At 47.3% G+C, this 25,622-nt stretch carries 34 protein-coding genes and 2 tRNA genes; 21 read left to right on the top strand and 15 right to left on the bottom strand.

Annotation, left to right across the window (positions count from 1 at the left end):
• Window positions 1-10: 10 nt before the first annotated feature.
• From SVXnc_RS03185 to ftsZ, 3 genes are all read right to left on the bottom strand, one after another.
• On the bottom strand, window positions 11-1,822 hold the full coding sequence (locus SVXnc_RS03185) for a ribosome biogenesis/translation initiation ATPase RLI (RefSeq protein ID WP_347721485.1): 1,812 nt from the start codon (window positions 1,820-1,822) through the stop codon (window positions 11-13).
• A 78-nt stretch (window positions 1,823-1,900) separates the two neighbouring features.
• The gene (locus SVXnc_RS03180) at window positions 1,901-2,353 is read right to left on the bottom strand and encodes a hypothetical protein (protein ID WP_347721484.1); all 453 of its coding nucleotides are present in this window, start codon (window positions 2,351-2,353) and stop codon (window positions 1,901-1,903) included.
• A gap of 335 nt (window positions 2,354-2,688) precedes the next feature.
• Window positions 2,689-3,771 (bottom strand): cell division protein FtsZ, encoded by a 1,083-nt coding sequence (gene ftsZ / locus SVXnc_RS03175; RefSeq protein WP_347721483.1) that lies wholly within the window; start codon window positions 3,769-3,771, stop codon window positions 2,689-2,691.
• A gap of 310 nt (window positions 3,772-4,081) precedes the next feature.
• On the opposite strand from ftsZ, the gene gatC reads away from it, so the two are divergent.
• The 8 genes from gatC to SVXnc_RS03135 all read left to right on the top strand — a co-directional run bounded on the left by gatC (window position 4,082) and on the right by SVXnc_RS03135 (window position 9,878).
• Window positions 4,082-4,360, top strand: coding sequence for an Asp-tRNA(Asn)/Glu-tRNA(Gln) amidotransferase subunit GatC (gatC, locus tag SVXnc_RS03170; protein ID WP_347721482.1), 279 nt, complete (start codon window positions 4,082-4,084; stop codon window positions 4,358-4,360).
• Entirely contained in the window at window positions 4,360-4,791 is a 432-nt protein-coding gene (locus tag SVXnc_RS03165) for an NUDIX hydrolase (RefSeq protein WP_347721481.1), read from the top strand. Before gatC ends, SVXnc_RS03165 begins: the two co-directional genes overlap by 1 nt.
• The gene (locus tag SVXnc_RS03160; protein ID WP_347721480.1) at window positions 4,788-5,279 is read left to right on the top strand and encodes a metallophosphoesterase; all 492 of its coding nucleotides are present in this window, start codon (window positions 4,788-4,790) and stop codon (window positions 5,277-5,279) included. Before SVXnc_RS03165 ends, SVXnc_RS03160 begins: the two co-directional genes overlap by 4 nt.
• Before the next feature lie 146 nt (window positions 5,280-5,425).
• Window positions 5,426-6,808 carry an amidase family protein gene (locus SVXnc_RS03155; RefSeq protein ID WP_347721479.1) on the top strand — a complete coding sequence of 461 codons (1,383 nt, stop codon included), beginning with the start codon at window positions 5,426-5,428 and terminating at the stop codon, window positions 6,806-6,808.
• A gap of 52 nt (window positions 6,809-6,860) precedes the next feature.
• Window positions 6,861-8,282 carry an Asp-tRNA(Asn)/Glu-tRNA(Gln) amidotransferase subunit GatB gene (gatB, locus tag SVXnc_RS03150; protein WP_347721478.1) on the top strand — a complete coding sequence of 474 codons (1,422 nt, stop codon included), beginning with the start codon at window positions 6,861-6,863 and terminating at the stop codon, window positions 8,280-8,282.
• 2 nt (window positions 8,283-8,284) lie between these two features.
• Window positions 8,285-8,728, top strand: coding sequence for a hypothetical protein (locus SVXnc_RS03145; protein WP_347721477.1), 444 nt, complete (start codon window positions 8,285-8,287; stop codon window positions 8,726-8,728).
• On the top strand, window positions 8,725-9,618 hold the full coding sequence (locus SVXnc_RS03140) for a YbaK/EbsC family protein (protein ID WP_347721476.1): 894 nt from the start codon (window positions 8,725-8,727) through the stop codon (window positions 9,616-9,618). Before SVXnc_RS03145 ends, SVXnc_RS03140 begins: the two co-directional genes overlap by 4 nt.
• Window positions 9,615-9,878 (top strand): hypothetical protein, encoded by a 264-nt coding sequence (locus SVXnc_RS03135; protein ID WP_347721475.1) that lies wholly within the window; start codon window positions 9,615-9,617, stop codon window positions 9,876-9,878. The genes SVXnc_RS03140 and SVXnc_RS03135 overlap by 4 nt, the downstream gene beginning before the upstream one ends.
• Before the next feature lie 5 nt (window positions 9,879-9,883).
• Here the strand turns inward: SVXnc_RS03135 and SVXnc_RS03130 are convergent, their stop codons facing one another.
• The 4 genes from SVXnc_RS03130 to SVXnc_RS03115 all read right to left on the bottom strand — a co-directional run bounded on the left by SVXnc_RS03130 (window position 9,884) and on the right by SVXnc_RS03115 (window position 13,105).
• The gene (locus SVXnc_RS03130) at window positions 9,884-10,105 is read right to left on the bottom strand and encodes an amphi-Trp domain-containing protein (protein WP_347721474.1); all 222 of its coding nucleotides are present in this window, start codon (window positions 10,103-10,105) and stop codon (window positions 9,884-9,886) included.
• A gap of 53 nt (window positions 10,106-10,158) precedes the next feature.
• The gene (locus SVXnc_RS03125) at window positions 10,159-11,400 is read right to left on the bottom strand and encodes an AAA family ATPase (RefSeq protein WP_347721473.1); all 1,242 of its coding nucleotides are present in this window, start codon (window positions 11,398-11,400) and stop codon (window positions 10,159-10,161) included.
• 81 nt (window positions 11,401-11,481) lie between these two features.
• Window positions 11,482-12,846: a hypothetical protein gene (locus SVXnc_RS03120; RefSeq protein ID WP_347721472.1), complete on the bottom strand. Its 1,365-nt coding sequence runs from the start codon at window positions 12,844-12,846 to the stop codon at window positions 11,482-11,484.
• A 92-nt stretch (window positions 12,847-12,938) separates the two neighbouring features.
• Window positions 12,939-13,105, bottom strand: a tRNA-Arg gene (locus tag SVXnc_RS03115).
• A gap of 134 nt (window positions 13,106-13,239) precedes the next feature.
• On the opposite strand from SVXnc_RS03115, the gene SVXnc_RS03110 reads away from it, so the two are divergent.
• Window positions 13,240-13,425: a DUF7511 domain-containing protein gene (locus tag SVXnc_RS03110; RefSeq protein WP_347721471.1), complete on the top strand. Its 186-nt coding sequence runs from the start codon at window positions 13,240-13,242 to the stop codon at window positions 13,423-13,425.
• A gap of 15 nt (window positions 13,426-13,440) precedes the next feature.
• Here SVXnc_RS03110 and SVXnc_RS03105 read toward each other — a convergent pair whose 3' ends face one another.
• Genes SVXnc_RS03105 through SVXnc_RS03095 form a run of 3 tightly spaced genes read right to left on the bottom strand, consistent with a single transcriptional unit; the run spans window position 13,441 to window position 14,887 of the window.
• Window positions 13,441-13,686, bottom strand: coding sequence for a topoisomerase DNA-binding C4 zinc finger domain-containing protein (locus SVXnc_RS03105; protein WP_347721470.1), 246 nt, complete (start codon window positions 13,684-13,686; stop codon window positions 13,441-13,443).
• Complete coding sequence (locus SVXnc_RS03100) at window positions 13,686-13,964, bottom strand: hypothetical protein (protein ID WP_347721469.1); 279 nt, start codon at window positions 13,962-13,964, stop codon at window positions 13,686-13,688. Before SVXnc_RS03100 ends, SVXnc_RS03105 begins: the two co-directional genes overlap by 1 nt.
• Window positions 13,961-14,887, bottom strand: coding sequence for an NAD(P)/FAD-dependent oxidoreductase (locus tag SVXnc_RS03095; protein ID WP_347721468.1), 927 nt, complete (start codon window positions 14,885-14,887; stop codon window positions 13,961-13,963). The genes SVXnc_RS03100 and SVXnc_RS03095 overlap by 4 nt, the downstream gene beginning before the upstream one ends.
• Window positions 14,888-15,042: 155 nt before the next feature.
• Here SVXnc_RS03095 and SVXnc_RS03090 point away from each other — a divergent pair.
• A tRNA-Gly gene (locus SVXnc_RS03090) sits at window positions 15,043-15,114 on the top strand.
• A 57-nt stretch (window positions 15,115-15,171) separates the two neighbouring features.
• On the opposite strand, the gene SVXnc_RS03085 is transcribed toward SVXnc_RS03090, so the two are convergent.
• From SVXnc_RS03085 to SVXnc_RS03075, 3 genes are all read right to left on the bottom strand, one after another.
• On the bottom strand, window positions 15,172-15,741 hold the full coding sequence (locus SVXnc_RS03085) for a hypothetical protein (RefSeq protein WP_347721467.1): 570 nt from the start codon (window positions 15,739-15,741) through the stop codon (window positions 15,172-15,174).
• 160 nt (window positions 15,742-15,901) lie between these two features.
• On the bottom strand, window positions 15,902-16,291 hold the full coding sequence (locus tag SVXnc_RS03080) for a DUF8036 family membrane protein (protein ID WP_347721466.1): 390 nt from the start codon (window positions 16,289-16,291) through the stop codon (window positions 15,902-15,904).
• On the bottom strand, window positions 16,288-16,563 hold the full coding sequence (locus SVXnc_RS03075; RefSeq protein WP_347722418.1) for an ArsR/SmtB family transcription factor: 276 nt from the start codon (window positions 16,561-16,563) through the stop codon (window positions 16,288-16,290). The genes SVXnc_RS03080 and SVXnc_RS03075 overlap by 4 nt, the downstream gene beginning before the upstream one ends.
• 218 nt (window positions 16,564-16,781) lie before the next feature.
• Between SVXnc_RS03075 and secY the strand changes: the two genes are divergently transcribed.
• From secY to SVXnc_RS03060, 3 genes are all read left to right on the top strand, one after another.
• Window positions 16,782-18,161, top strand: a complete 1,380-nt coding sequence (gene secY, locus SVXnc_RS03070; protein ID WP_347721465.1) for a preprotein translocase subunit SecY — start codon at window positions 16,782-16,784, stop codon at window positions 18,159-18,161.
• Window position 18,162: 1 nt separating this feature from the next.
• Window positions 18,163-18,858 carry an EMC3/TMCO1 family protein gene (locus SVXnc_RS03065; protein WP_347721464.1) on the top strand — a complete coding sequence of 232 codons (696 nt, stop codon included), beginning with the start codon at window positions 18,163-18,165 and terminating at the stop codon, window positions 18,856-18,858.
• A 103-nt stretch (window positions 18,859-18,961) separates the two neighbouring features.
• Complete coding sequence (locus SVXnc_RS03060; RefSeq protein WP_347721463.1) at window positions 18,962-19,438, top strand: hypothetical protein; 477 nt, start codon at window positions 18,962-18,964, stop codon at window positions 19,436-19,438.
• 3 nt (window positions 19,439-19,441) lie between these two features.
• On the opposite strand, the gene SVXnc_RS03055 is transcribed toward SVXnc_RS03060, so the two are convergent.
• Window positions 19,442-20,233, bottom strand: a complete 792-nt coding sequence (locus tag SVXnc_RS03055; RefSeq protein WP_347721462.1) for an NAD-dependent epimerase/dehydratase family protein — start codon at window positions 20,231-20,233, stop codon at window positions 19,442-19,444.
• A 123-nt stretch (window positions 20,234-20,356) separates the two neighbouring features.
• Here SVXnc_RS03055 and msrA point away from each other — a divergent pair, with 123 nt between their 5' ends.
• The 8 genes from msrA to SVXnc_RS03015 all read left to right on the top strand — a co-directional run bounded on the left by msrA (window position 20,357) and on the right by SVXnc_RS03015 (window position 25,276).
• Entirely contained in the window at window positions 20,357-20,872 is a 516-nt protein-coding gene (msrA, locus tag SVXnc_RS03050; protein ID WP_347722417.1) for a peptide-methionine (S)-S-oxide reductase MsrA, read from the top strand.
• Window positions 20,873-20,917: 45 nt separating this feature from the next.
• Complete coding sequence (locus SVXnc_RS03045) at window positions 20,918-21,322, top strand: hypothetical protein (RefSeq protein ID WP_347721461.1); 405 nt, start codon at window positions 20,918-20,920, stop codon at window positions 21,320-21,322.
• 44 nt (window positions 21,323-21,366) lie between these two features.
• A complete protein-coding gene (locus SVXnc_RS03040; protein ID WP_347721460.1) occupies window positions 21,367-21,996 on the top strand; it encodes a cyclase family protein in 630 nt (209 codons plus the stop codon).
• A gap of 55 nt (window positions 21,997-22,051) precedes the next feature.
• A complete protein-coding gene (locus SVXnc_RS03035; protein ID WP_347721459.1) occupies window positions 22,052-22,333 on the top strand; it encodes a hypothetical protein in 282 nt (93 codons plus the stop codon).
• A 33-nt stretch (window positions 22,334-22,366) separates the two neighbouring features.
• Window positions 22,367-23,287, top strand: a complete 921-nt coding sequence (locus SVXnc_RS03030; RefSeq protein ID WP_347721458.1) for a metal-dependent hydrolase — start codon at window positions 22,367-22,369, stop codon at window positions 23,285-23,287.
• Between the two features lie 46 nt (window positions 23,288-23,333).
• Window positions 23,334-23,918, top strand: a complete 585-nt coding sequence (locus SVXnc_RS03025; RefSeq protein WP_347721457.1) for a hypothetical protein — start codon at window positions 23,334-23,336, stop codon at window positions 23,916-23,918.
• A 28-nt stretch (window positions 23,919-23,946) separates the two neighbouring features.
• Window positions 23,947-24,525: a DUF2238 domain-containing protein gene (locus SVXnc_RS03020; RefSeq protein ID WP_347721456.1), complete on the top strand. Its 579-nt coding sequence runs from the start codon at window positions 23,947-23,949 to the stop codon at window positions 24,523-24,525.
• Window positions 24,526-25,054: 529 nt separating this feature from the next.
• On the top strand, window positions 25,055-25,276 hold the full coding sequence (locus SVXnc_RS03015) for a hypothetical protein (RefSeq protein ID WP_347721455.1): 222 nt from the start codon (window positions 25,055-25,057) through the stop codon (window positions 25,274-25,276).
• Between the two features lie 24 nt (window positions 25,277-25,300).
• Here the strand turns inward: SVXnc_RS03015 and SVXnc_RS03010 are convergent, their stop codons facing one another.
• Window positions 25,301-25,543, bottom strand: a complete 243-nt coding sequence (locus tag SVXnc_RS03010) for a hypothetical protein (protein ID WP_347721454.1) — start codon at window positions 25,541-25,543, stop codon at window positions 25,301-25,303.
• Window positions 25,544-25,622 lie beyond the last annotated feature (79 nt).

The following is a 25,622-nucleotide window of genomic DNA, read 5'->3' as shown; positions in this document are numbered from 1 at the left end:
CCCTGTTTATTTACTGTTCATAGAACTGACCGGATTTACGCTGCTGTTTGTCCTTCTGGCTTCCCGGCTTGTTTCCACGAGGACGGTTGGTCTCAGGGTCTTTCCTGTAGGTAATACTTACTTCCTTCAAAAACTCGTTCATGGCGTTTTCGATTCGTTCCGGAGAATCTGCCGTACCTTTTATTCCCGGTTCTCCTGAGAAAACTACTCCGCGGTCCGAAATATAGTCCAGAAGCATCAGGTCGTGATCGATCACCATCAAAGGCTTCTCGGTTTTACGCGCAAACCGTTTCAAGGTTTTACCTAGCTCTACACGTGCCTCTACGTCCATGTAGGCACTTGGCTCATCCAGCAGGTAGATATCGGCGTCTTTGGCCAGACAGATCGCTACTCCAACCCTTTGTAGCTCTCCGCCGGAAAGTTCTTCCAGATCCTGATCGTAGAGGTCTTCTAATCCGAGCGGCTCGGCGATCCGTACCTCGAACCGTTTGTTCTGAGGGTTGATGTGTTTAGAGATTGCTTCCCGGACGGTCTCGTCTTTGGCCTCTAGGTACTGTGGTTTGAAGCTGATCGAGATATCGAGTGATTCGGTGTTGTCCGGCTCGATCACCCCTGCCAGCATCTTTGCGAAGACGGTTTTACCTAACCCGTTTTCACCGAAGATACCGAGGATCTCCTCGCGGTGAACTTCACCTTCTTCGATTTCAAGGCTGAACTCTCCTTCGCCGAAGTCCTTTTCCAGGCGCGGGTACTCCATGACTGCTCGTTTTTTCTCTACCTGACTTCTCTTCGAACGATCGAAGGAGATAGGCTCGTCTCTGATCCGCAGGTTGTGACTCTCCAGCATGCCTTCAAGGTACTGGTTTATACCGTCTTTGGCGCTCATGGTGTTCGATACCATTCCATAGCTTCCCGGCTCCCCGTAGAATACGTGGATTCGATCCGAGACCAAATCAAGGGTTGCCAGGTCGTGTTCAACCACTAAGACGGCGGCATCTTCCGATAGCTCTCTTATCTTGTTTGCCATCTTCAAACGCTGACGTACATCAAGGAATGAGGATGGTTCGTCGAATACATACAGGTTCGCATCCTTTAATGCGGTTGAAGCGATCGCAACTCTTTGTAGCTCTCCGCCGGAAAGCTCCTCGAGATCCCGATCCATCAGCTTGGCTACCTCGAACTCCTCGGCTAGCGCCTCAAGATCTTTTCTTTCTGATTCTTCCTGTGCGTCGCGTACTTTCTCCAGTAGATCCCGGACCTTCCCGTCGTAGGCATCAGGCATTCGTTCGACCTGCTGGGGTTTTACAGCGGCATCGACGTTTCCTTCAGCTAGCTTGTTGAAATGCTGTTGTAATCCGGTTCCTCTGAACCGTTTTTTGATCTCGCTCCATTCAACCTCTTCATCGTATCTTCCAAGGTTCGGCTTGAGATCCCCTGTTAGTATGTTTAAAGCGGTTGATTTTCCGATACCGTTTTCCCCTAGGATTCCAACAACGTTTCCTTTCTCCGGGGCCGGTGCGCCGTAAAGCCGGAAGGTGTTGTTCCCGAACTGGTGGAGTGGTTCGCCTTCCTCCTCGCTGATTAGCTGTACCATCCGGATCGCATTGTCGTAAGGATACTTTTTGATAGCCATACGGTGGGCGGCCATCACATCATCGTCGTCGATATGTAACTCCTCTTTATCATCTATGTAGAACCCGCCTTCCTTTCCCGCTCTGTTCAAAGGATCGAAGTTGATCACTGTCTCACGGGCTAGATCCGGTTCAATCTTGTCCTGATCGATTACAACGATGAAACGATCCGAGTTCTTTTTACTGCTCATAACACTCGATTGGTGTAAAAGCTACTTAATACTCAAGTTCTAGGCTGTAGAAAATTAAAGAGAGAAAATGTGGGTGAGCTATTCGAAGCTCAGCTTGTAGTTCGTTCCTGTTATCTCGTCGATGATCTCCTCGAACTCTTCGATGGAAAGATTGATCTTTCCCTCGTATTCTTCGCTTACAACAATCTTTTTGGACTGTCCTTCCGGTGCGAAGACTGTGTTGATCGATTCGACTTCCGCAGGTGAAAGCAATCCCTTGATTACTTCCATGTCGTCCTGTGCTGCCTCGACAACTCTGATCGAGTTATCGATTCTGTCAGCGATCTTCTTGACGATCTCTCCCTGACGTCCAACTACTTTGGCGCCGTCGCCTTCAGCGGTTGCGATAACAGTTACGTTTTCCATATCGAAGATTTTCTTAATTTCTGAATCCTGTAGTGAGCCATACTCTTCGCTTAGCGTGTGTAGGATTCGTGAAACTCGGATGTCGGCATCTGAAATCTCGCCTTCATCGTATTTCTCCTCGCACATGCTACAGAGTTCTCCCTCACTCTTCAAGCATACGTTGCAAATTGGAGCCTTCATATAGACAGTGAGTGGTCGAAAAATTAAATAGGTAGGTTAAGAAAGCAGGGAGAAAAGCCGGGGTTGAAACCTAAGGGGGGAGGGGAGTGAATTAAACGCAGCACCGTTTTGATGCTACTGCCCGACGGTTCTCCTTGCTTGTCTAAAATATATTTTAGGAGGGAGGCCTTCGAAGGGGGGAAGGGAGTTGTGTTGAAGGCCTCACCTGCTAACATAATTTCGCGAAAACCAGAGCATCAAGCCCTGGTTTTCTCTTCTGACGCAGAAGCTTGCGCTTCAGGTCAGCTGTTCATAACCTCGAGACCGAGGTCGTTGACGTCACCGGATACTTCCGATTCCTTCTCGTCTTCGACTTCGCCGAGGATGTAAGGGCTTCTTACACCGGTGATGATCGAGATTACCTGGAGCTTGCCTTCAAGTTCTTCCTTGACTCTGGCGCCCCAGATAACCTGTGCGTTCTTATCAAGCCGGTTCTTTACTGTCTGACCGACGTCGTTGATCTCGTTCAGTGTTAGGTCCTGTCCTCCGGCCACGTGCATCAGTGCGCCGTCTGCGCCGCTGAAGTCAACGTCAAGCAGCGGGTTGGAAAGTGCTTCGCTGATCGCTTCCTTCCCTTTCTTGTTGGTATCGGACTCTCCGTATCCAACAACTGCGACGCCGCCCTCGTTCATGATTGCTTGGACGTCCGCATAATCCAGGTTGACCAGTGAAGGCTTACTGATTGTCTCTGTGACTCCCTTGATCATGGTTGTGATCAGTTCGTCTGCTACTCCGAACGCCTGATCGAGCGGCATGTCGCCTGCGATATCCAAGAGTCGGTCGTTTTCAATTACAATTGCTGTATCAACGTGCTGTCGAAGCCGGTACAGTCCTTCCTCGGCTTTGCTCATCCGTGCGCCTTCGATCTCGAAAGGCATTGTGACTGTGCCGATTACGATACAGTCTTCTTTTGAGGCAATTTCCGCTAGCACCGGTGCTGCTCCGGTTCCTGTTCCTCCTCCGAGTCCACAGGTGATGAAAACCATGTCGGCCTCCTTGAACAGTTCACGTAGCTCGGCGCGGTTTTCCTCCGCTGAACGTGCGCCTCTTTCCGGCTTACCTCCAGCTCCAAGTCCCTTGGTCAAGTCTCGGCCTACGAGAATCTTTCTGTCAGCTGAGGAAATCTCTAGGTGCTGTTTGTCTGTGTTTATCGCTATAGTTTCTGCTCCCTCAACTTCCTTGTTCTGGATACGTGTAACCTGGTTGTTGCCGGCACCTCCGACTCCTACTACTAGTATTTTAGCATCTTTTACGTCGTCGAGATTTGCGTCTTTGTGCTGCTCTTGCGAGCCCCCTTCTGTTGAGTTGTCGATTATGGATTCCATTTTGGATTCATACCTCAGCCGCTAGCCACCACCTTTTTAAAGCGGTAAAGCTAATGCTGTCATAGAAGTAAGCCCAATACCCAAACGTAACACGTACATACTGATTCCGATTCGAAGCCCAATTCGAATCGACCTTTGAACTCGCGCCCAAACGAGTTCGATCATGTCAAGTCCGACACGCGCCCAAGCGTGATAAGACTTTGATCTTAAGATTACATTTTCTTACCTAGTTTATAAATGTTTGGCTAATTTACGCCGTAGACTGTTCACGAGACTAGAATACAAAAGAATTTCCGCCCAATGGTATACTATGGTAGAAAAGCAGGCGGTCCAGAGAGCGGCTAAAAACGCACGGATAAACCTTCAGGACGAAGAGGCTGAAAAGTTCACAGAGGAGTTCGAACAGATACTAGACACATTCAACAAACTGGAGGAGGTAGATACTTCCGATGTGGAACCGGCATTTCATCCGATCGAGGTAAAGTCAAAGACAAGAGAGGATGAACTCGAAGACTCTCTTGACAGCGGACAGGTCTTTGTGAACACCGAAAACGAGGAAGACGGGAAGTTTAAAGGTCCAAGCGCTTAATGCCTGAAGACCACGAACCGAAGACTGCCTCGTATGTAATTTTCGAAAAAGACGGCGAGATTCTCCTCCACAAACGGAAAAATACTGGTTTCAAGGACGGACACTACAGCTTGGTAGCTGGTCACGTCGATGAAGGAGAGACTTTTAGCGAAGCAATGATTAGAGAAGCCAAAGAAGAAGTAGGGGTCGAAGTAAAACCCGAAGACCTCGAACCAGTACATGTATTACATAGAACCACAGGTGATTCTGCGTACGTCGATCTGTTCTTCAAAGCCACTGAATGGGAAGGCGAGATCACGAACGAAGAACCTGAAAAATGTAGTGAGATCCGTTGGGTCGAACCAGACAACTTGCCGGAAAAAACAATCGATTACATAGTAGGGGTTATCGAAAAGAAAGAGTCCTCGGAGTTCTACGGCGAGGAAAAATGAAACTTGGAGTAGTCTCCGATACTCACGATAACTTGGAAAAGACTAAGGAAGCAGTCAGTTTCTTCGAGCAGGAACAAGTTGATACTGTGGTTCACTGCGGAGATATGGTCTCACCTTTCACCGCCGGACTGTTCGATGCTGACTTCGAGTTCCATTATGTTAGAGGGAACAATGACGGCGAGTGGAACCTGAAAGAAACAATCGAGGGGTTCGGAACTTTCTATAACAACATCGCAGAACTCGAGATAGAAGGTAACTTTATCGCAGCGTATCACGGCACGGAAGAAGCTATCATGAATAGTCTGGTTCACTCATTCAACTATGACTATGTTCTAAGAGGTCACACGCATGAAAAGAAGATCTACGATTACGGAGGCTGTATAGAAATCAATCCTGGCGGGATCAAACTTCCAGGTCAGGAAGAAGAACTTCACGTCGCAACCCTTGACCTGGAAACAGGAGAAGTAGAGTTCCACAGAGTTCAATGAGCTATCTTTGTCCGGACTGTGGCGGCGAAATGAGCTTCCAAGGATACCGGATGCTGTTCCTTACATGTACAGAATGTGATGAGACTTTCCATATTGACAACTGTTTGACTGAATGAATTTTTAAGAATCGCTCCCGACGTTAAACCGTGAGTCTAGAGAAAATAGTCGAGGGAGAATCTGAAGTCGACGAAAAAGATTTTTTACAACAACTCAAAGCCGCAGATGAAAAACTCGGTTTCATGCGAGAGATCGTAGAACCAGAGGAAAACGGCAACGGAGAGCTTAACGGCGTGCCTGTCGTATTAAAGGACGCTATCTGCGTTGAAAACGTTACAACAAGCGCAGGATCAAATATAATTGAAGACTACTCGCCGGTATTCGATGCGACAGTTGTTGAAAGACTCAAAGACGCTGGCGCAAAGATTTACGGTAAAACAAACCAAGACGAGTTCGGTTTCGGAACCTTCTCGACAAACTGTGCGTTCCAGACCCCGAAAAACCCGCACGATGAAACCCGGGTTGTTGGAGGATCTTCAGGAGGCGCAGGAGCTATAGTAGCAGCAATGGACTCTCCAATTATTTCGATAGGAGAATCAACCGGTGGATCGATCACAAACCCTGCTAGCTACAACGGAGTGGTCGGTTTAACTCCAACCTATGGAAGAGTCTCCCGTTACGGACTGATAAGTTACGCAAACAGCTTGGATAAGATCGGAGTACTATCGAAAAACGTTTACGGAGCGGCCAAAGGACTCGAAGTAATTGCCGGAGAGGACGGAAAAGATCAGACGACAGTCGATAAGAAAGTGCCTGAGTTCTCAGATCTTGAAAAAACAGAAAATCTGAAAATTGGAATCCCAAAACAGTACGAAAACCTAGAGGGAATCGAAGAAGGAGTGAGAGAGAACTTCGAAGAGTCTCTCGAAACATTGGAAGGTCTGGGAGCTGAAATTGAGAGGGTTGATATGCCGCTGCTTTCAGCGGATTACTCGGTCGCAGCATACTACGTGCTGGCAATGAGCGAGGCCTCAACCAACCTAGCGAAGTTCTCAGGTATGCGTTACGGCATGGAAAAAGACCCAGAAGAGTTCGATGGGTACAACGAGTACTTCAGTGCGGTCCGGACGGAAGGATTCGGAGAAGAAGCCAAAAGACGGGTACTCCTTGGAACCTATACCCGGATGGCGGGCTACAGAGACGAATACTACATCAAAGCCGCAGAAGTAAGGCAGAAAATAATCAACCAGTTCAAAGACGCATTTGAAGAGTACGACGTTTTAGTCGCTCCTTCAATGCCGAATATCGCGCCGAAGATAGATGAGGCTGAATCAATGAAACCATCCGAGGTCTATGCGATGGATACCTTGACAGTCGGTCCGAACCTTGCCGGAGTTCCGATGATCTCAGTGCCGAACGGGAAATCGGAGGGAATGCCGACCGGCTTACATATTATAGGAGATCACTTCGATGAGGAAACGATTCTCGACCTGGCTTACACATACGAAGAAAAGAGAGGTGAATCTCAATGAGTCGAAAATCAAAGATTTTCTCGAACATCCAGAAAACACGAGGTGTTTTCCAATGAGCGATGAAACAGAGGTAATGATTGGTTTAGAGACTCACGTCCAACTTGATACAGATACCAAGCTACTGTGCGGATGTGAAAACGAACAGGATTCGGATCCGAACACGAACGTCTGTCCGACCTGTCTAGGTCATCCAGGGGCAAAACCAAGGCTGAACGAGAAAGTGATTGAAGAAGCACTCAAACTGGCCGAAGCACTTGACTGTGATGTAAACGAAGACGTCTTCTTTTCCCGGAAGACTTACTTTTACCCGGACATGTCGAAGAACTTCCAGACAACGCAGTTCGAGCTACCGGTAGCGGAAAACGGGAACTTCGAAATCTCCCTGGAAGATCAAGACATCGATATCGGGATCAAGAGAATCCATATTGAAGAGGATCCGGCAAAACTTGACCACGTTGGAGGAGACATCTCCAACTCCGATTACACCTTGGTTGATTACAACCGTGCGGGAACCCCTCTACTGGAGATCGTCACCAAACCGGACTTTACCAGTCCGCAGGAAGCACGCGAGTACCTACAGCAGCTTGAACGCGTACTCGAGTACCTGGAAATCTACTTTTCCGACACCGAGTTTTCCATCAAATCCGATGCGAACGTCTCGATCGACGGCGGAAACCGTGTGGAAGTCAAAAACATTACCGGAACCAAGGAAGTCGAGAAAGCATTGAGCTTCGAGATCTCCCGTCAGAAACAGATGACGGCTAGAGGCGGAGAAGTCGAACAGGAAACCCGCAGCTTCAACAGCGACATGGGGTCGACCACCTCGATGCGTAAGAAGGAGACGGAGGAAGACTATGGTTACATCTTCGAGCCGGATCTTACACGTCAGGAACTAGATGAAGAGCGGAAATCAGCTGCGAGCGAGAAGGTCCCGGAGCTTCCACGTCAGAAGTTCTCACGGTTCAAAGAAGAGTACGGAATCGCTGATAAACTAATCGAGTCACTGATCTCCGTGCCAGCGATGGCAGATGACTTTGAGAATTTAGCCGAAGAACACGAACCGGAGCTTGTCGCCTCCTGGATGACAGGAGAGTTAAAGAAAACACTGAACTACAACGAAGTCAGCTACGAAGAATCCGGTGTAAAAACCGAATGGATTGAGTACGTCCTTGAGCTTCTTGAAGAAGATAAGATCTCGGATAGAAACGCCGAACAGCTCTTACGTGATCTGGTAGAAGAACCTAGAGGTCCGGAAGAGATTGTTGAACAAGAGGATCTTCTGAAAGCTGAGGACGATGAAGTCGATCAGGTAGTCGAACAGGTTATTGAGGACAATCCTGATGCGGTCGAAGACTATAACTCGGGTGAAGAAGGCGCTATCAACTTCCTGGTCGGACAGGTAATGCGACAGTCCGGTGGGAAGGCCGATCCAAACACTGCTAGGGAGAAAATTCTGGACAGACTGGAGGGTTAAGCGTGTTTGAGGAAACCCAGCGGTTCCGCCAGCCATGGCTCTGGACGATTGTGCTTGGAACAACGGTTATGACGGTTCTAGCTCTGGCCTTCGACGGACAGTATATCTCCGGTCTAATGGCATTGGCTGTAATGGCTTTAACTGCTGGCTTTCTCTACGCCGTCAGACTTGATACAAGGATTGATGAAGACGAGATAAGCATACGGCTTTTCCCTTTCCATATTTCCAGCAGAACCCTGAGCTACGATGAGATTGAGGATCTGAGTGTTGAGAGATACTCGCCGCTAAGAGAGTTCGGTGGCTGGGGTCTGCGCTGGCGACCCGGTAAACGCGCTTACAACGTAAGCGGAAACCAAGGATTACGGATAAAGAAAAAGGATGGTAAAGAAATTGTTATAGGAACTCAGAGACCTGAGGAACTCGAACAAGTGGTGGAGAAACTTTGAGAGCTGATAGGAAGCTTGAAGAGCTTGGAGCAGTCTTTGAACTGATAGAACAGGATAGGCCGACGCTTAAATGTAGTCAAGCTGCTGAAGAGCGCGGGATGGAGACATCTCAAATTGTAAAATCTTTGATTGTAAGAAAGGACGGGGATCTGTATCATCTGTGCCTTCCCGGCGACCGTGAGGTATCGGAAGGTAAGTTCGGAGATTACCGTCTGGTTGAGAAGGAAAAATCGAAGCAGCTGACCGGTCAGAAATCAGGTACGGTGCATCCTTTCGCCTCCGGTCTTGATCACGTGGTTGATGAACGGGTTTTTGAAAAAGAAAAAGTCTCTTTCACCGTAGGTACGGAGATGGAGGCGGTAGGTATAGAAACCGTTCAGCTTGAGGAAGCGTTTGAATCCGCGGAATTCAGCTTTGAGAAAAAAGATATTGTTGTCTCAGATGAAGACGATTTCGAACTCTTGGAGGAGGCAGGTGCCGGAGAGGAACAAACGCGTTTTCTGTCGGAAAACGGCCACCGCTCGGTCTTCCTCCATCTATCGGACGTCTTCGAACCTGACCGCGTAGTTGATGCCATCAGAGAGTTCGAGCGGAATGACCTAGAATGTGAACAGTCCGATCTTGAGAATATCCTGGCTGCTTCAGAAAACCAGACGCACATGCAGAAAACAGTGGAACGTTTTGCGGAAACCGGGGAAATCGATTCGGGAGATGACTTTGAACTTGATGAAGTCATCAGCCAGGTAATTGAGGATAGCCCGGATGCGGTTGAAGACTACCGTTCCGGTACGGATTCTGCGCTAAACTATCTCCTAGGCCAGGTTATGAGCAGAACGAGCGGTAAGGCAGATGGCGGACAGACACGGCGGAAACTGATTGAAAGGTTATGAAAATTGAAGACTACAGCGAACAGTTAAACTCGAATGATGTAGCAAGACAACGTTACGGAATGTTTAAGGTCTTCGAGATACTGGTAGAAACTTACTTCGAGGAAGAGGTAAAACAGCCTGTCGAACGGTTACGGGAAGAGGAAGGATATATGTACAAGCTCACACAGGATTTTCTTTCTTCATCACAGAACTATGTCAAACGCCAGAAACTTGAGAAAATCGCGGACTTCGTCGGAAAGAAGCTTCCGGAAGAAGAGTAGACGGTCTACTCTTCCGGGTTAATCAGCTTCAGATCAACTTCCAGACCTTCATCGTCCTTGACTAATCGGAAGGGAACAATGTCTTCGTAAGGCTGGTAGACCTGCCAGTCATCGCCTTTAAGGTTAACCTGTTCTTCGTCCTCAATCGAGTCGGCTAGCTCTCTCAGGAAATCTGCGGCATCCTTCTTTTTCAAACGCAGTTCTTTGTGGAACTCTTCGTTGCTCATTGTATCACTGATATAGATTGGAAGGAAAATCGGAGAATAACTCTCCGATCCGCTTACGCAAACATCTCTTCCGGAGTCATCTTATCATCTGCAAGGAAGTCCTTTTCAGCTCCTAGATTTCCTTCTCTCAGGTCCTCTACTGCTTCCTGGAAGTCCTGCATACTGATCTCGGCTTCCGAGACATCTTCGTATCTTTCAAGTGCGTTAACCGCTGCCTGTTTTACGATCTGTTTGATGTCTCTTCCGGTGTAATCATCTTCCATCTCATCTGCGATGATCTCAAGATCAACGCTGTCGTCAAGATCAAGTGACCGGGTGTGAACCTGTAGAATCTCTCTTTTAGCTTCCTTGGTAGGTACCGGTACTTCAAGAGCGTTACAGCGGTTCAAGAGCGCTGGATCCATGATATCCGGCTTGTTGGATGCGAAGATGCTGATAACGTTTCCACCCTCCTCGGTGTCCAGTCCGTCAAGCTCGGAGAGCAGCTGAGACATTGTACGTTCAACTTCCTCGCCGCCGTGTCTACGATCATCTAGCCGTTTCTTTGCGATCGCATCGATCTCGTCGATAAAGATAATTGAGGGCTTATCGGAGGCTCGTGCCTGTTCGTAAAGTCTCTTGACCTTCTTTGCGCCTTCTCCGATGAATTTCTCGACTAGCTGCGGTCCGTTGATCATAAACATTTCCGCATCGTACTCGTTTGAAACTGCCTTGACAAGGTGTGTTTTACCTGTACCCGGCCGTCCGACAAGTAAAATGGATTTATCCATCTCCAGACCCCAGTCTTCGATCTTTTGCTTCTTATCGGAGTCAAGCTGCGCTCCGACGTTCGATTTCATTGCCTTAATTATGTTATCAAGCCCTCCGATATCCTGGAAGGTTACCTTGGTATCTACAGCGTTGAAAACAGCATCCTTTGATTTATCCACTACATCCGTTACTGTGAACGTGTTAGGGTCAAGTGCTACTTCGGTGCCTGCTGTAAAGTCCTCTGGATCGTATCCGTTCGGTACTTCGACTCCGTAGCGGCCTTTCATGTTTCCGCTTGCCTCCACCCAGATCCGGTCTCCGTCGAACTCGGAGACAACAACTCCTCGTAGAACAGGTGTTTTCAGAGCTGTTCCGTTCGGATTGTCCGTTCCCTGGTTCTTGTTAAAGTACTGTGGGAACTGTACTCGCTGCTTCTTTCCGGATTTCTCCTCTTCCTGCTTGCCTTCAGTATTCTCGTCTTCAGTCATCTTCTTCACCTTTGAAACCATGCGTTTCAGAAACCGTCGGAATCTGTGCCATGGCATCTAGTTAACACGCTAAACCTTCTCAATTCAGTTTTATAAAACGAACAGAATTACTTGGAGGACAAAAATATAGATACAAACTCAGTGATACTCGCCTTTAGCCAGTCCAACCATAAACTCTGTCGGCGTTATATTCGTCCGCCCCTGCTCTCTTAACTCCTCCAAGTAGGTCTGATCGGCCACCTGACGTTCCTCACAGACATCGTCAACTGTATAGATCTCGGGATAGCCGCTTCCAACCATGTCTAGGTAATCTGGTTTGCTCTCGTTTTCGAAAAACTCTCCGAAGTAAACAGTGTTGTAGCCTCTGTTCAATCTATCAAATGTGGTCTCTCTGTTGGTCTGTGGAAGGGTTGGGACTCCGGCATAGCTCATGTACACCCACTGGTTTGATTCAGTCATACACTGGTTGTCTATCTCTTCGACAGCTCTCTCGTAACCACCAGGGTTCGCCATCCCCATCTGTAGAATCGCTGCGAAACCTACAATTAGGTTGAAAACTGCGAGAACGTAGAGAGGTCTCTCACCGTATCTCTCAGTCAAACTTTCGAGTACTGGTACTGCGAAAGCTGCGACTGGGAAGATCAGAGGGTAGAGATATCTCATCGGGTTAGGGTCTGCTTTAAAGTAGATCAGAGAGATGACTGCCGTTAGTCCAAGCAAAAAGTATGATTCTTTCGATCTCAAAGTAAACTTTTCTCTAAGCTCCGGTCTCAGGTAGCCTGCTAGCAAAAGTGAGGCTGGCAGTGTAATTAGAGCGAAGTTCTCGAAAGGAATCGGTGTGTCCAGTCCTCGGAAAACAAGGTTCAAAGCAAGGAAGTTCGCAAAGCTTGTGAACGGATCCCCGGTTTTCAGGTAGTTGAAACCTAACCAGCCAATAACCGGTACAGCGGACACTCCCAGGGTCAAAGCAATCTTTTTGAACTTTCTCTGAATCAGAACCAATGGTATCACAGCAGCCATTGTATAACGTGTTAGAAAAGCCCCTGCGATCCAAAAACCAGATTTAGTCCGATCCATGTCGGCGAAAAACAGCATTACAAACGCCAAGCTCAGCATCTCCGTTCCAACAGCCGTTGCGAAAAGAATCGCTGCCGGCGTCATCAAAACAACGTAGAACTTATCGAAATCCACTTGTAGTTTCTCAGCAGCCCTGTAAGATGCGTAGAAAAACAGGGTTGAGACCATTAGTATGAAAACATACTCTGAGACTCTGCGAGGGAAAACGAACTGTAAAAGACCCATTGTAAACGAAGCGATCGGCGCCCTCATCCACTCCGCGTAGACGCTTTGATGGAAAAAGTACTGGCCGTTCATCGAGTAGACGGAAAAATCCCAGCTCCATCCAAGACTGTGCTGGTAGAGTAAAAGAGTCGTTACTGCCAGAAAGTATGTTACAGCGAACCTGTGTTCGTCTGCGAACTCTCTTAGCTTTTCAAAATCCATAAGCTATCAAAGATCGTTTTTTCTTAAAAACCCTTTTCAGAGAAAGACTGGTTCTCAAATCAAATTCTGCGTAAATTAAAATTTAGAAAATACGAGCCCGCAGGGATTTGAACCCTGGACCTAGCGGTATCTTATGACGGATCGTTCCGACCTCAAGGTCACCTGCGATCCACTCTCGCCTAACGGCTCGAGTCCTTGAAAGTCCTGAACGAATAGCCAACCGAAGCCGCTCGCTCTGTCCGGGCTGAGCTACGGGCCCTGTAAACCAATTCTCGGTGAGGAGTCTTAAATAAGGGTTTGGAAGTTCTGCTATTGTAACATCGCTGGTCACGAGAACGAAGCATGTACAGTGTTACCAAAAAGTAATTAAAACTTGGATGTGCTTGGATGTGTATGGACTACAACAATAACGGAGATTATAACCTAGAACCTTCAGAACCTTATGAATTAGAGCGCAGGCTTGATGATCCAGACGATCCGAGCGAAGTGACTATTTATGATCCTGATGCTGATAACCTCACTACAACATGGTTAACAGCGGATCTCGAGGTTGCTGTAGATTTAGAAGAAACTCTCTGAGATCGCCATTACTTCCTAGTCCTCTTCCTCTACCAGTGCTTCGATCTGGTAGGTTTTCTGACATTGAGGGTAGCCTTCACAGCCCCAGAAGTATCCGTACCGTCCTTCTTTAATCTTCATCGGCATTCCACAGTCCGGGCAGGCAACGTCTCTCGGTTCTTTTTCTCTACATTCTTTACATACCGGTTGGCCGGCGCTGTTTTGCTTGGTCGCGTTTTCCCCGCAGAAAACGCATTTAGTCATCTTGGTTTCCCGTGCCATTAGCTCCAGTCCTCGACGAACCGCCTCGGTGTTTTCTCCTCTAAGATGTCTTCTCCGGTAACGTACTCTTCCTCGGTTAGACGGGCGGTGATCTCCCGGTAGACGTTTGCGGCTAGCTCCGGGCTTCCAGCCGGGTTGTTGAACTCGTTGTATACGTCTTCTTCAAGCTCTTCTAGACTGTAGCGGCTGTCTTCCCATGGGCTGTATTCCTTGTCCGCGATCTCCGGGTTGGTTGGAGAAGTCCAGGAATTTTTCATGTTGCTGTGTTCTTCTATCATTCCGAGTGCCTCTGTTGTTTGATGTAGTCTGCTGCGTTTAAACCTGCCATACATCCCTGTCCGGAGGAAACTGAGAGCTGCTGGATTCCTTTATCCGTTACGTCCCCGGCGGCGAAAAGACCGGCGGTAGAGGTCTCGAACTCTTCATCGACTTTGATGTACCCGGAATCGTCGGTCTCAACTAGGTCTGTTATCTGACTGTTTGGCACCGTACCGATCTCGATGAAGGCGCCGGTAACCTCCAGTTCCTTGAGTTCTCCGTCCTGCTCGTAACGAACGCCATCTAATAGGTTCTCTCCGTAAAATTCCTTGGTGTCGGCTCCGCGGATGATCTCAACGTTCTCATCGTTCAAAACTTTCTGGATTGTGATTTCCTCTCCTTTCAGCTCACCGCTTCTGGAAAGCAGATAAACCTTCGATGCGACATCGGATAGGTAATCCGCTGCTTCCGTGCCAGCGTATCCGCCGCCGATAACCGCGACCTCCTCGCCTTCATACAGAGGGCCGTCACATACCGCACAGTAGGCAACTCCGCGGTTGTTGAACTCGTCTTCGCCCGGCACATTCAGGTGTCTGCGAGAGCCTCCTGTACAGACAATAACAGAGTTTCCTTCAATCACTTTCCCTCCCTCGGTCTCAACTTCGAAAATGCCGTCTTTCTTTCTGATGTCGGTTACCTTGTCTCCGACTTCTTCGTTAATATCGTATTCACGCATGTGTTCGACGTACTTTTCCGCTAGATCTGGACCGGAGATCGATTTAAACCCTAAGTAGTTTTCAACTACATCAGTATTGTTTATCTGTCCACCGTAACCATCGGTAACGACCGTTACACTCACTCCGCTTCTTTTCGCATAGATTGCTGCTGTCAGCGCTGCCGCCGACCCACCGACAATAACCAGATCTTCAACGTCTTCTGTCACGTTAACTCTATATCAGACTAGTCTTATTAGAAACAAGTTTCTTCCGGGAAACTAGAATACCATCCCTTTTTAACCCTAGCGCCTATTTTTCCATATACAGCATATTGAGAAAGCCACTCTTTGTGGCTTCTGTTGCTGAAACTGACAGCAGTTTCGCGGTGTTGGTCCAGTGGCTAAGACTCTGGCCTTCCAAGCCAGCAACCCGGGTTCAAATCCCGGACGCCGCACTTTATCTTTGGTAATTGGTTTCGGGTGTTTGAGAAGGTTAAGCTAGTTTTGAGTGTTTAAAGGTTTTTGAAGAGGCTGTACACGTCTTCGAGGAAATTATTGAGGTGGGCGGTCCAAGGAAGTTCCATGTCTTCATCTGTTACAGAGTTTCCAGAACTGTTGTTTTCCTGGCGTCGATGATGAGAAACAGTGGTAGAATTCTCCACCATGCTCTCCATTTGGGCCACAGTAATGTTTTTGCGTTCAGGTGCTACGAGCTGGAGGGTGTTGTTATTGGAGACTTCGTACTTGGTAGCGTAACCTGTAGTCATATAGTAGCGGCCGCTCTGTTCTTCCAGCATTACTACGACTTCTTCTCCTTCAGTAAAATCCGCGGCGGTGGAAACATCCATTCTTTCTGTTCCTTTGACTTGAACTGTTACTGTGTTTGACAGATCCCTCCCGAGTAGTTCGGTTTTGTTCCCTTTGAAAGCATCTATCACGTCTATCTTGACAGGATGATGCTCTGTAACTTCTCCGGATTCAGAGATGCTGGATACCGCTCCGTAAATTACGGCATCGGATTTTTGTGCTGCGTCTTCAGGATTGTGTCCTCCGGCAGCGATTAAACCTGTAACAACTGACACAAGGAGAAGGATTAAGCCGGCCAACAAGAATTTTCTCACAGGATTAACTGCGAACCGCTTATTTTTAATGACGTTTCATAGTTTGGCTTGTCTCATGATACGTGTCGGTCGGTTTTTGTACACCCGATTTTCTAACCCTGTCCGTACCGTCGTTCCTTGTTCAACGGTAGTTTTGATAGAGAAGGGTCAGTGATGCGATTGTCACAAAGATTTCGGGGATGTAGGTTAACGGCCCGATGTTTATAGGATTTATATTAAGCATGTAGTGGATTATGGGGCTGGATGTGACCGCATAGAGTGTAAGTGCTGAGCTGAAGATTAGAAGGCTTCTTGTCATTGGCGTGGAAAGTTTTCTAGTCATTTTAAGGTAGTTCGCGGTTAGCGCAGAGAGCAGGACTATGTTGAAAGTTGAAAGAAAAACTTCGGCTAGTAAAACAGTTTCAACTGCTTCCATAGTGTTTGCCATGACTGTTCTAGCTGTTAATGTAGCTAGGCCGGCGGCTATTAATGCGCCGATCACTAGGGTGTGGAGGTAGTTTCTTGATTTCACAGTTGTACACCTGTTTTTTCTCTAACTTCTTTGATTATATCCATGTTCTTCTCTGTTTCCCGGGTAAGAAAGTAGTTTTTGCCGTAACCTTTTCCCATTATCTCAACTATGTTATTCTTCTCTAGTCGTTCAAGATGGTGGGATACGGTCTTGTAGTCTAGATTCAGATAGTCTGACAGCCTGTTGGTGTTCATCGGTCCATTTGAAAGAGCTATGATTATTCTCAGCCTGTTTTCTCCTCCTTTGGTGCCTTCAACGAGCCATCGTAGCATTTTTTCAAAATCGTCCATTTTTCCATCGAGTGTTAACCGGGGTTTTTCTCTGGGTTTCCTGATTTAGTCAGTTTCAGCCAGATACAATAAAAGTAAGTTGGAAAGTATTCATAACTTCTTATTTCCACACCCAATTTACCCCAAAATTTGTTCAGCAGGAGGATAAAAGCATTTTCGGTTGATGGTTTTTCCGGTGGTTAAAAACGTCAGATTCCACAGTGTTGAAGGTAGCCGGTTTTTTACCTAGTGTCAGAGAGCCGGAACAAGAACAGTCTTTGAAAGAAATGATGACTTGGACAGGTGTTGTAATCGCACTCTATTTCCTGATGGGAGCCATACCTCTCTACGGCGCTAATTCGGCCTCGGTACAACAGGCAATACAGCAGTTCCAGACATACCAAACACTTCTAGGCGCTCAAATAGGAACTATACTGACATTGGGTATCGGTCCGATCGTCACCTCAAGTATTATACTACAGATGCTTGTAGGATCCGAGCTACTAGGCTGGAATACAAACACAGGTGAAGGAAAAGCGATATTCCAGGCAAGTCAGAAAGTGCTTGCTTACTCGCTTGCCGTTATAGAAGCCTTAGGCTATGTTCTTGCCGGTACCTTTGGAAATATAGCAGGAGATCCTTTCCTAGTGGTTTTACTCGCGGGGCAGATAACTCTTGGAGCCTGGCTGATCATCTTGATGGATGATCTTGTCCAAAAATGGGGTTTCGGATCCGGCGTAAGCCTTCTTATTGCCGCAGGGGTCGCGAAATCGCTTTACGTCTCTCTAATATCTCCTCTGGCATCTACAGGCCGTCTTTTCTGGGTTGTTGGCGGCACACCTGTAGGACAGCTGTTCAAGTTTGCCACAACGCTTGAAATTACTACTCTGATACCTGTGGCCTCTGTTCTGATAGTTTTCTCAGCGGCAGTATATCTTCAGTCTATGAGAGTGGAAATACCGTTAACGCTTGGAAATGTAAGGGGTTTCGGGCAGAAATGGCCTCTGAAATTCCTCTACACCTCAAACATGCCTGTAATACTCTTAGCAGCTCTAATATCAAATTTCCAGATCCTGGGTTCTACGCTCGCCGGTCCTAACGGATGCTCGGTCCTTGGATGTTTCTCAAACGGCCACGCCATATCAGGTATAGACTGGTATCTGACTGCGCCGACAAACGTGGTATCAAACCTAATAGGTGTAGGGCTTGAAGCAGTAGGTTTCAAAGATATTATCCATTTCTTGGTCTATGATACGTTTTACATGGTGGGCGGAGCAGTTTTCTCGGTTTTCTGGATGAGGACTTCGGGGCAGGATGCGGAAACTGTAGCTCAGCAGATCCAAAACACGGGTATGAAGGTCCCAGGATTCCGTAGAGACACCCGTGTAATCAAGAAGGTGTTAAACCGGTACATACCTGCTCTAACTGTGATGTCGGGAGCTACGGTAGGTCTAATTGCGGCCTTCGCGAATGAAACAAATCCGTCTATAAGCGGTACGGGAATCCTGCTGACAGTCATGATAATGTATCAGATGTATGAACAGCTGGCTCAAAAGCACATGGAAGAACTACATCCATCTATGAAGGAGTTTTTCAGCTAGAATGATATCAACGATGGTCTCAAATCTTTACGCAGCCTATAGCACAGTTTTTCAGCCGCTTTTGGCTCTAGAACATCATATAGGGCTTGGAATATTTGCGGTAACTCTGGCAGGATTTTATTCTGTGATTCATTGGTATATCGGCGATCACGAGAAAATTAAAAGAATTGAAGAGCGTATGAACGAACATCAGTCCAAGGCCCAGGCTGCCGAAGACGAGCAGAAAACAGCGCGCCATCAGAAAAAGGCAATGTCTCTCCAGCAGAAAATGATGGTTGTGAACTTCAAACCGATACTCGTAATCATGTTGGTTAGCATACTCTTTTTCCCATGGCTGAGGGCTACTTACTCTCCGACTGTAAATATGAACCGGACCTCAAACCATACTTACAGAGGAAGTTTGAACTATGCCGGGAGAGAAGATCAGTTGATAGTAAGAAATGTTTCCAAACCTGTTTTGGAGCTTCGGGATCAGAAAGCAGAGGTAGGAGAATCCTTTTACGCCGTAGGCAGTAGGTGGCAGCTTCAGAAGTTTAAGACAGATGGGCGCCAAGCAAAACTCAGCTTAAACGCTGACTTCCTTGATCTACCCTTCAGTTTGCCGCTAGCAGGTAGCGCTATCAACTGGCTGGGCTATTACCTACTGCTGTCCATACCTGCTTCCAACATATCCAGAAGGTTACTGGGCATAGCCTAAACCGGCGGGAAAGAAGAGAAAGATCAAATCTAGGTTTGATTTTCTCTCAGAGATTCTTCTACCCGCCGAAAAACTTTTTTAAAACGAGTGAACAACTTCACATATGATAAAGTCCACAGATCTTGATGGCAGGACTCACCAGATAGATGTTAGAGAAGACTTACCGGGATTGGTACGGAAAACGGATGCTTACGAACAGCACCTTGATGCGATTGTCGGCAGCTATAGGCCGGGAAATGAATTTTCCGAGAATCCTTACTGCTGTTTCTCAGAGAACGCGGAAAAGCTATGTTCTGCCCTGGAGTCTATCGATGAAGATCTAAGGAATGCACGTCACCTTTTGGACAACGCAACCGCCACGGAGGCGAAAAATCATATTCAGAGCGCTCGGGAAAACTACCGGGAGGCACAGGATGCTTACGAAAAACTTTCCTCAATTGAATCCTCTGGCTCTTCTCTGGAGCAGGATGTGGCAGATTATCTCGGCGAAATAGCGGAAGGCATAGACTCGGTAACTGAGCTTAAAGAAGATAAAGCCGCTGTAGGGACCGACTCCGCGTTGGAATCGGCCACTACCTAGATCTCAGTTTTCCGGGTGGAAAACGGTCTCGATCGAGAAAATCCGTCCCGGGTTATCGGAGACTCCGTAGAACTGGAAGTAACCTTTCTCCTTTGAGTCTGCGATTCTTTCGACTGTTCGGCCTAGATCTGCGTGGCTCCAGTAGAGACTTGGGTAGTAAGGCTCTCCTTCTATCTCGTTTTTGTCTTCTGGGTTGACTCCTCCGATTCTTATGCTGACTCCGAGTTCGAAGACGCCGTCTTCAACTTTCTCTCTGAGTACGTGTTCGGTCTCAACCTTTGACTCTCCGTAGGGACTGTCGGGATCGTCTTCAAGCGCTGAAAGCAGTTTTTCAGGTTCCTCTTTTCGGAGATCAAAGTCGGTTTCCGGATCAATGCTACTACGATACGGTTCCGGGGTATCTTCCAGACTCGCCTCGACCGTATAAGCCGGTATCGAGCCTGTGCCTGCGTGTATCGAAGATCCGTTGATGAAGGTTGATACCTCTGCTTTTGCGGCCGCATTCAACACGTTTTCATACATCTCCATGTTTCCAGGCCATTTTTCACCGGTATCGAAGTTTTCAACTCCGACGTTCCAAGCCAAGTGGAAGACCACGTCAACGTCTTCAAGAACGTCCTCCAGTCTCTCAAGGTCTTTTCCGTCCAGTAAATCCAGCTGATGGCACTCGGAGTAACAGTTTTCATCGACCGATCTGCTCACTCCTATAACGTAATGTCCTTCGCTTGCTAGATGCTTTGCTGCTGCGGTACCGACAGTTCCGCTCGCGCCTGTGATCAGTATTTTCTTCGACATACCGTAGCCTGGTTGTTGAATCTTATTGAACGTAACGATTTCACACAGTTCACACATTTTTAGACTCTGAAAACCCGTTAATACTGTATGCCATCCGAGTCAGATTAGGAGGTCGGTAAGGATCTGAAGACTGCGACTTTCGCAGGAGGATGTTTCTGGTGTATCGAAGCAGTACTCAAAGAGACAGAGGGCGTATTGGAAGCGACAAGCGGCTATGCCGGCGGCGAAGAGAAAAACGCAAAATACTCTGAAGTCTCCACGGGTAAAACAGATCACAGAGAGGCCGTACAGCTCAAGTTTAACCCTGAGACTGTATCTTACTCCGAACTACTGGATATCTTCTGGAAAAACATCGATCCGACTGACCCGGACGGCCAGTTCGCCGATAAAGGCTTCCAGTACACCACAGCCATCTATTTCCACAACGAAAAACAGAGAAAACAGGCGGAAGAATCCCGACAACGGCTTGAAAACTCAGGGAGGTTCGAAAAACCGATAGCAACAGTTATCGAAGAGTTTACAACGTTTTTCCCGGCCGAGGAGAAACACCAAGACTACTCGAAGAAAAACCCAGGTCGTTACAAACGGTACAAGAAAGCCAGCGGCAGAGAAAGTTTTCTTAAAGAGTCTCAAAGCTAGGCTTATGCCAAAAAACGTTAAAAACCCGGCTGGAAAACTTCTGTTATGGTTTTAGAAAACGTTACATCGGATCAGAAGCTTGGAGTCGCAGGTTTTGCCGCAGTACTGGTTGTCGGCGTTCTTAGCTACTTTGCTCATACGCCGATCAGGTTCCTGGTTTCGGTTCTGGGGATATCTGCGGTAGTTTACTCGATGAAAAAGCTGAGCGATGAGTTCGACCTGCCTTTGGCATTTGTTAGAAGGGATGGGCTGAACTACTGGGGAGGCGCTTTCGGAGGTCTGGTAGGAGGTTTATCTGCCTTTTATGGTTCCACAAGGAATTTTGAGGCCGTAGGTTTCCTTGAGTTCGGAGTTGATCTCTCGTTGCTGGTGATTTTCCTGATGCTGGCAGTGGCTCTTCACACAGGAACGGTTCTCCAAGACATTAAGGACGGATATATCGAAGTCTAGCTCTCTTCGTCAAATGTTAAAGTCTCCTGAGACTAATTTTTCCTATGCGAATAATAGATATCTCGATGGAGGTCTCCGAGGACATGCCGGTTTACCCTGGAAATCCTTCACCGGAGATAGAAAGGTACAGGCAGATCCCGGAGGATTCTACCACCGAATCGAGGATCTGTATTGGAAGCCATACCGGCACACACGTCGATGCCCTCCAACACGTCAAGGAAGACGGTGAGACTGTAAAACAGATCGACCTGGAAAACTTCTACGGCGACTGCCAGGTACTGGATCTCACCGGGTGTGATGAAAACGTTGAGAGAGCAGACTTAGAGGAAAAAGAAATTAAAACCGGTATAGTGCTTTTGAAAACCGAAAACTCTCTGGAAGGTCTCGAAAAATTCCGTAAAGATTTTACATACCTTACTTTAGACGCAGCTGAGTATTTAGTGGATCAAAACGTCCGTACTGTTGGAATAGATCATCTGAGTCTTGTAAAGTTCGATGGAGGGCGGAAAGCGGAGGAAGCTCATCTCAGGGCTAATGAAAGAATGACTGTGATCGAAGGACTGGATCTATCGAAAGCAGAGCCAGGCAGGTATGTTTTCTCCGGTATGCCGTTGAAGATAGCTGCTGATGGCGCTCCGATGAGAGCTGTTCTGATCGATAGAGAACAGGAATAGTTTTGGTTGAACTGTCGGCAACAGGTTTTGAAGCTTCGGTGACAAAACACTGTCTATGGACTTTGAAAACATCTCGAGACCTCAACGGGAGAATCTACACAAATGGGGTAAGGCACGGAAAATAGTGGATGAGGAGCGGATAAAGCTGCTTTTCGGCTCCGATGACCGTTACCAGTTCAAGGTTGAGGGAAACACCTCGGATTACACCTTGGGGGTCGATATCGATACAGGGGAGACTTTCTGTCCGTGCGCCTTCCAGGGAGATACCTGCTCTCACCAGATCGCCGCACACCTGTTTCTCGCGGAGATAGGACTGGAAAACACGAGCTACCGGTAAAAGATATAACATTAATATATAACCTATGAACTGATGATTGTCGGTCACTTCTTTCTAGCGTTTACCTTAGCGGCTTTAGTTGCGTTAAAAGCAGGCTTGGATGTAGGGAAGGCGCTGGCAATCGCTTTCACCGCAGCAGCTTTCAGCATAGTTCCCGATATAGATATCGTCTATGCCTTAACCGCGGTTTCTATGTTCATGGAGGGTACCTCGGTGTTTGTCGAAACTTTCTGGAAGTCTTCAAGTCAAATACACAGAGGGATAACCCATAGCCTCATAACAGGTATTATAGGAGCTGCGACCTCAACACTCTGCTTCAAGACAAAGAACTTAGATCTGGAGATTTTTACCGTATTCACTAGTTTTGCTGTCGGTATAACTTTAGGAGGTTTTGTTACGGGTTTTGTACTTGTTTTATACGTTTTTTCAGCTCTTTTTCTGGCTCGTTTTACTTCTGACCGTCTGACTGTAAAATGGTTCTTTATCGCGGCTTTCATCGGCTTAATCAGCCACCCGTTCGGAGATCTATTTACGGGGACGCCTCCCCGGTTTTTCTATCCTTTGAGCCTGAATTTCTTGACGGAAAGAATTGTGCTGATCGGTCAACCTGTCTTGAATCTTCTAGCGGTGTTTTTCATCGAACTCTCGACTGTGATCGCCGCAGTCTTCTGCTTCGGATATCTCAAAGGCTTTTCGTTCCGTGATCAACTAGACGGGAAAATTCTATTTTCCTGTTTTTTCGGCCTCACCGCGTTTCTAATCCAGGCTCCTACTCATGAATCCTCTTACCAGTTTGTCTACAGCCTGGTAGGTTTCAGTCTTCTAGGGTCGGGAACTGCGACTTCTCTTTCAGGAAGAACCGGCGTGGAGAGAAACTACTTTTTCGCCGTCAACCTGGTCTCTGCGGCCGCCCTAGCATCAATCAGCTATCTGGCCGCATACCTTCTTTTGTGAACAAATTTAACTCTGGTCGTGGCACGTTTAACACGGAGCTTTGCCGGTGAAAGACTACCTACAGACCTCGAATGTGTTCGGCAAGAAGGCTAACACGGCTCTATCAGCTGTTTTCGCACTTTATCTTCTAGCTAACTCGTTTAACATTCTTTTCGATGGAGCTTTAACCTGGTCTCTGTACGGTTTTACAGTACTCGTACTCGTATTCGTGCCGCCCGTGGTTTTCCTTGAACCTAAGGCTCTTGTACCGTTTGAAATACTGGCTTTACTGGCTGTACCTTTCACAATCAAAGGTATGGAGCTAGGCTTTGTGGCATCGAATACTCTTAACTATATTACGGCAGCAGGTATCGCACTCCTTGTTGTCACAGAACTCGATACATTCACTTCGTTTAAAACCACGCCGGCGTTTGCTGTGCCGCTTGTATCAGTTACAACGGTAGCAGTCTCCGGTATATGGGCAGTGGCGCGCTGGCTTTCCGATATTTACTTACAGACGTCTCTCATTGTCTCGGAGCATGCTTTAATGTGGGAGTTTGCCTCGGCGCTTCTAGCCGGTATTATAGCAGGATTTGCTTTCAACATCTATTTCAAACGCAGAGATCGGAGGCTGAAAAATGAGGCTTTCTGAACGGAATCAGAATCGGTTAGCTCGGTTTATGCGCGTCTTCATGCTCCTAGGGCTTGGAATAGGATTCTATACGGGCGATACAGGGATAATTGTGAACTCGCTGGTTTCCTTTTCCGTCACATTCGTTCCTGCGTTGATTGAAAGAGATTACGGCATAGAGATGAATCCGTTGCTCGTCCTCTGGCTTACCTCTGCGGTATTCCTACATGCTGCCGGTACTTTAGGTCCTTACGGAACTGTTTGGTGGTGGGATCATCTAACACATACTCTTTCTTCATCAGTGGTGGCTGGAGCTGGCTACGCAACTATTAGAGCGATCGATGAACACTACGAACAGATACATCTACCTTCAAAGCTGTTTTTCATCTTCATACTTCTGTTCGTGGTTGCTTTCGGAGTTGTCTGGGAGCTTCTGGAGTTCGGGATATCCGGCGCTGCCGAGATACTTGGAGGAGAGACTGTCTTAACTCAGTACGGTCTGGAGGATACGATGAAGGATCTCATATTCGATATATCCGGAGGGCTGGTGGTCGCACTATTCGGGGAGGTCTATCTCACGGATACAGTCGAGCAGATCAAACAGAAACTAATCGAGACAGAGCTATAGCTCAAGTCAGCAGGACTGGCCTCAGAAACCGCTCTAGATACAAATTCTAGCTCAATTCTCCTTAGGCAAAAACTTTTATAAACCCTCGTCAACAGAGTTAGTATATGCTCCTGGAAGCACACCGGTTCAGGTATCGCAACAACGCCGTAAGTTCCAGCTATAGGAGCAAAAACACTATTCAATCTAATATTCCGAACATCCTGTATATGTAGTACAGGATAAGTAGGCTGAGACGATCTGACGGAGCTTTCAACTCAGGAGGCTCCGGTGGGCAGACCTCGGCCGAAAAAATTCGGAGCAAACATTTCCGACACTAAACACGGAACGCCAAGAAGGTCTAACACACAATCGCCAACAAACAAAACGAAAAAACACTAAAACAGATTGAAACGCCAAAAACCTTGATTTGTTCGACGAGGTGATGTCTCAAAAGCGGCTTAGGAAACCGCTCAAAAAACTCTACATATCTTTCCTACTTTCTTTTCTTCCATGCGGTCGGTTTTTAACTCGTTGAAGACTAATTTCGGTTATGAGCTTGATCTACTTTGGAGCAGGTTTCATCGTTGGCTCTGTCACAACAGCGCTTCTAGGAGTTTTCCTGATTAAACACAAGATGAAAACACAGCTCGGTATGATGGAAGAGCAGATGGATCTGCTGATGGATTCAGCGGAGAAAATAGGAGAAGGCGACTTCGACATGCCGGATAACATGGGAGATGTTCAGGACGTAGAGCCTAAAGACTCCCAGTAAATCTTTCTAGCGCCTGATCGCTTTTCACTCTCCTTCGAGAACGCTCATAGCTTCATCGATGCTATCATAGCCTCTATGGGTCACATAGCCGATAGCGGTTTTCACGCCCAGTATAGGGTCTCCTTTCGTAAACGCGTTGTCGAATATCTCATCTGATTCGACTTCCTCGTAGCTCACGCCGTCTAGAATCTGTTTTACATCCTCGAACTCTTTCATCGAACTTCCGTTCCTGAAAAGCACATAACGTGGTCCCGTCTGTTCTTCCATAACCATACTTGGTTTTAGAACAATCAACACAATTTCTGTAGATAATAACAACTATTGTAGAATATAATATAGTTAAAGT

The organism is Candidatus Nanohalococcus occultus (assembly GCF_029207735.1).
Lineage (GTDB): Archaea > Nanohalarchaeota > Nanosalinia > Nanosalinales > Nanosalinaceae > Nanohalococcus > Nanohalococcus occultus.
This window is presented reverse-complemented; position numbering and strand designations above follow the sequence as displayed.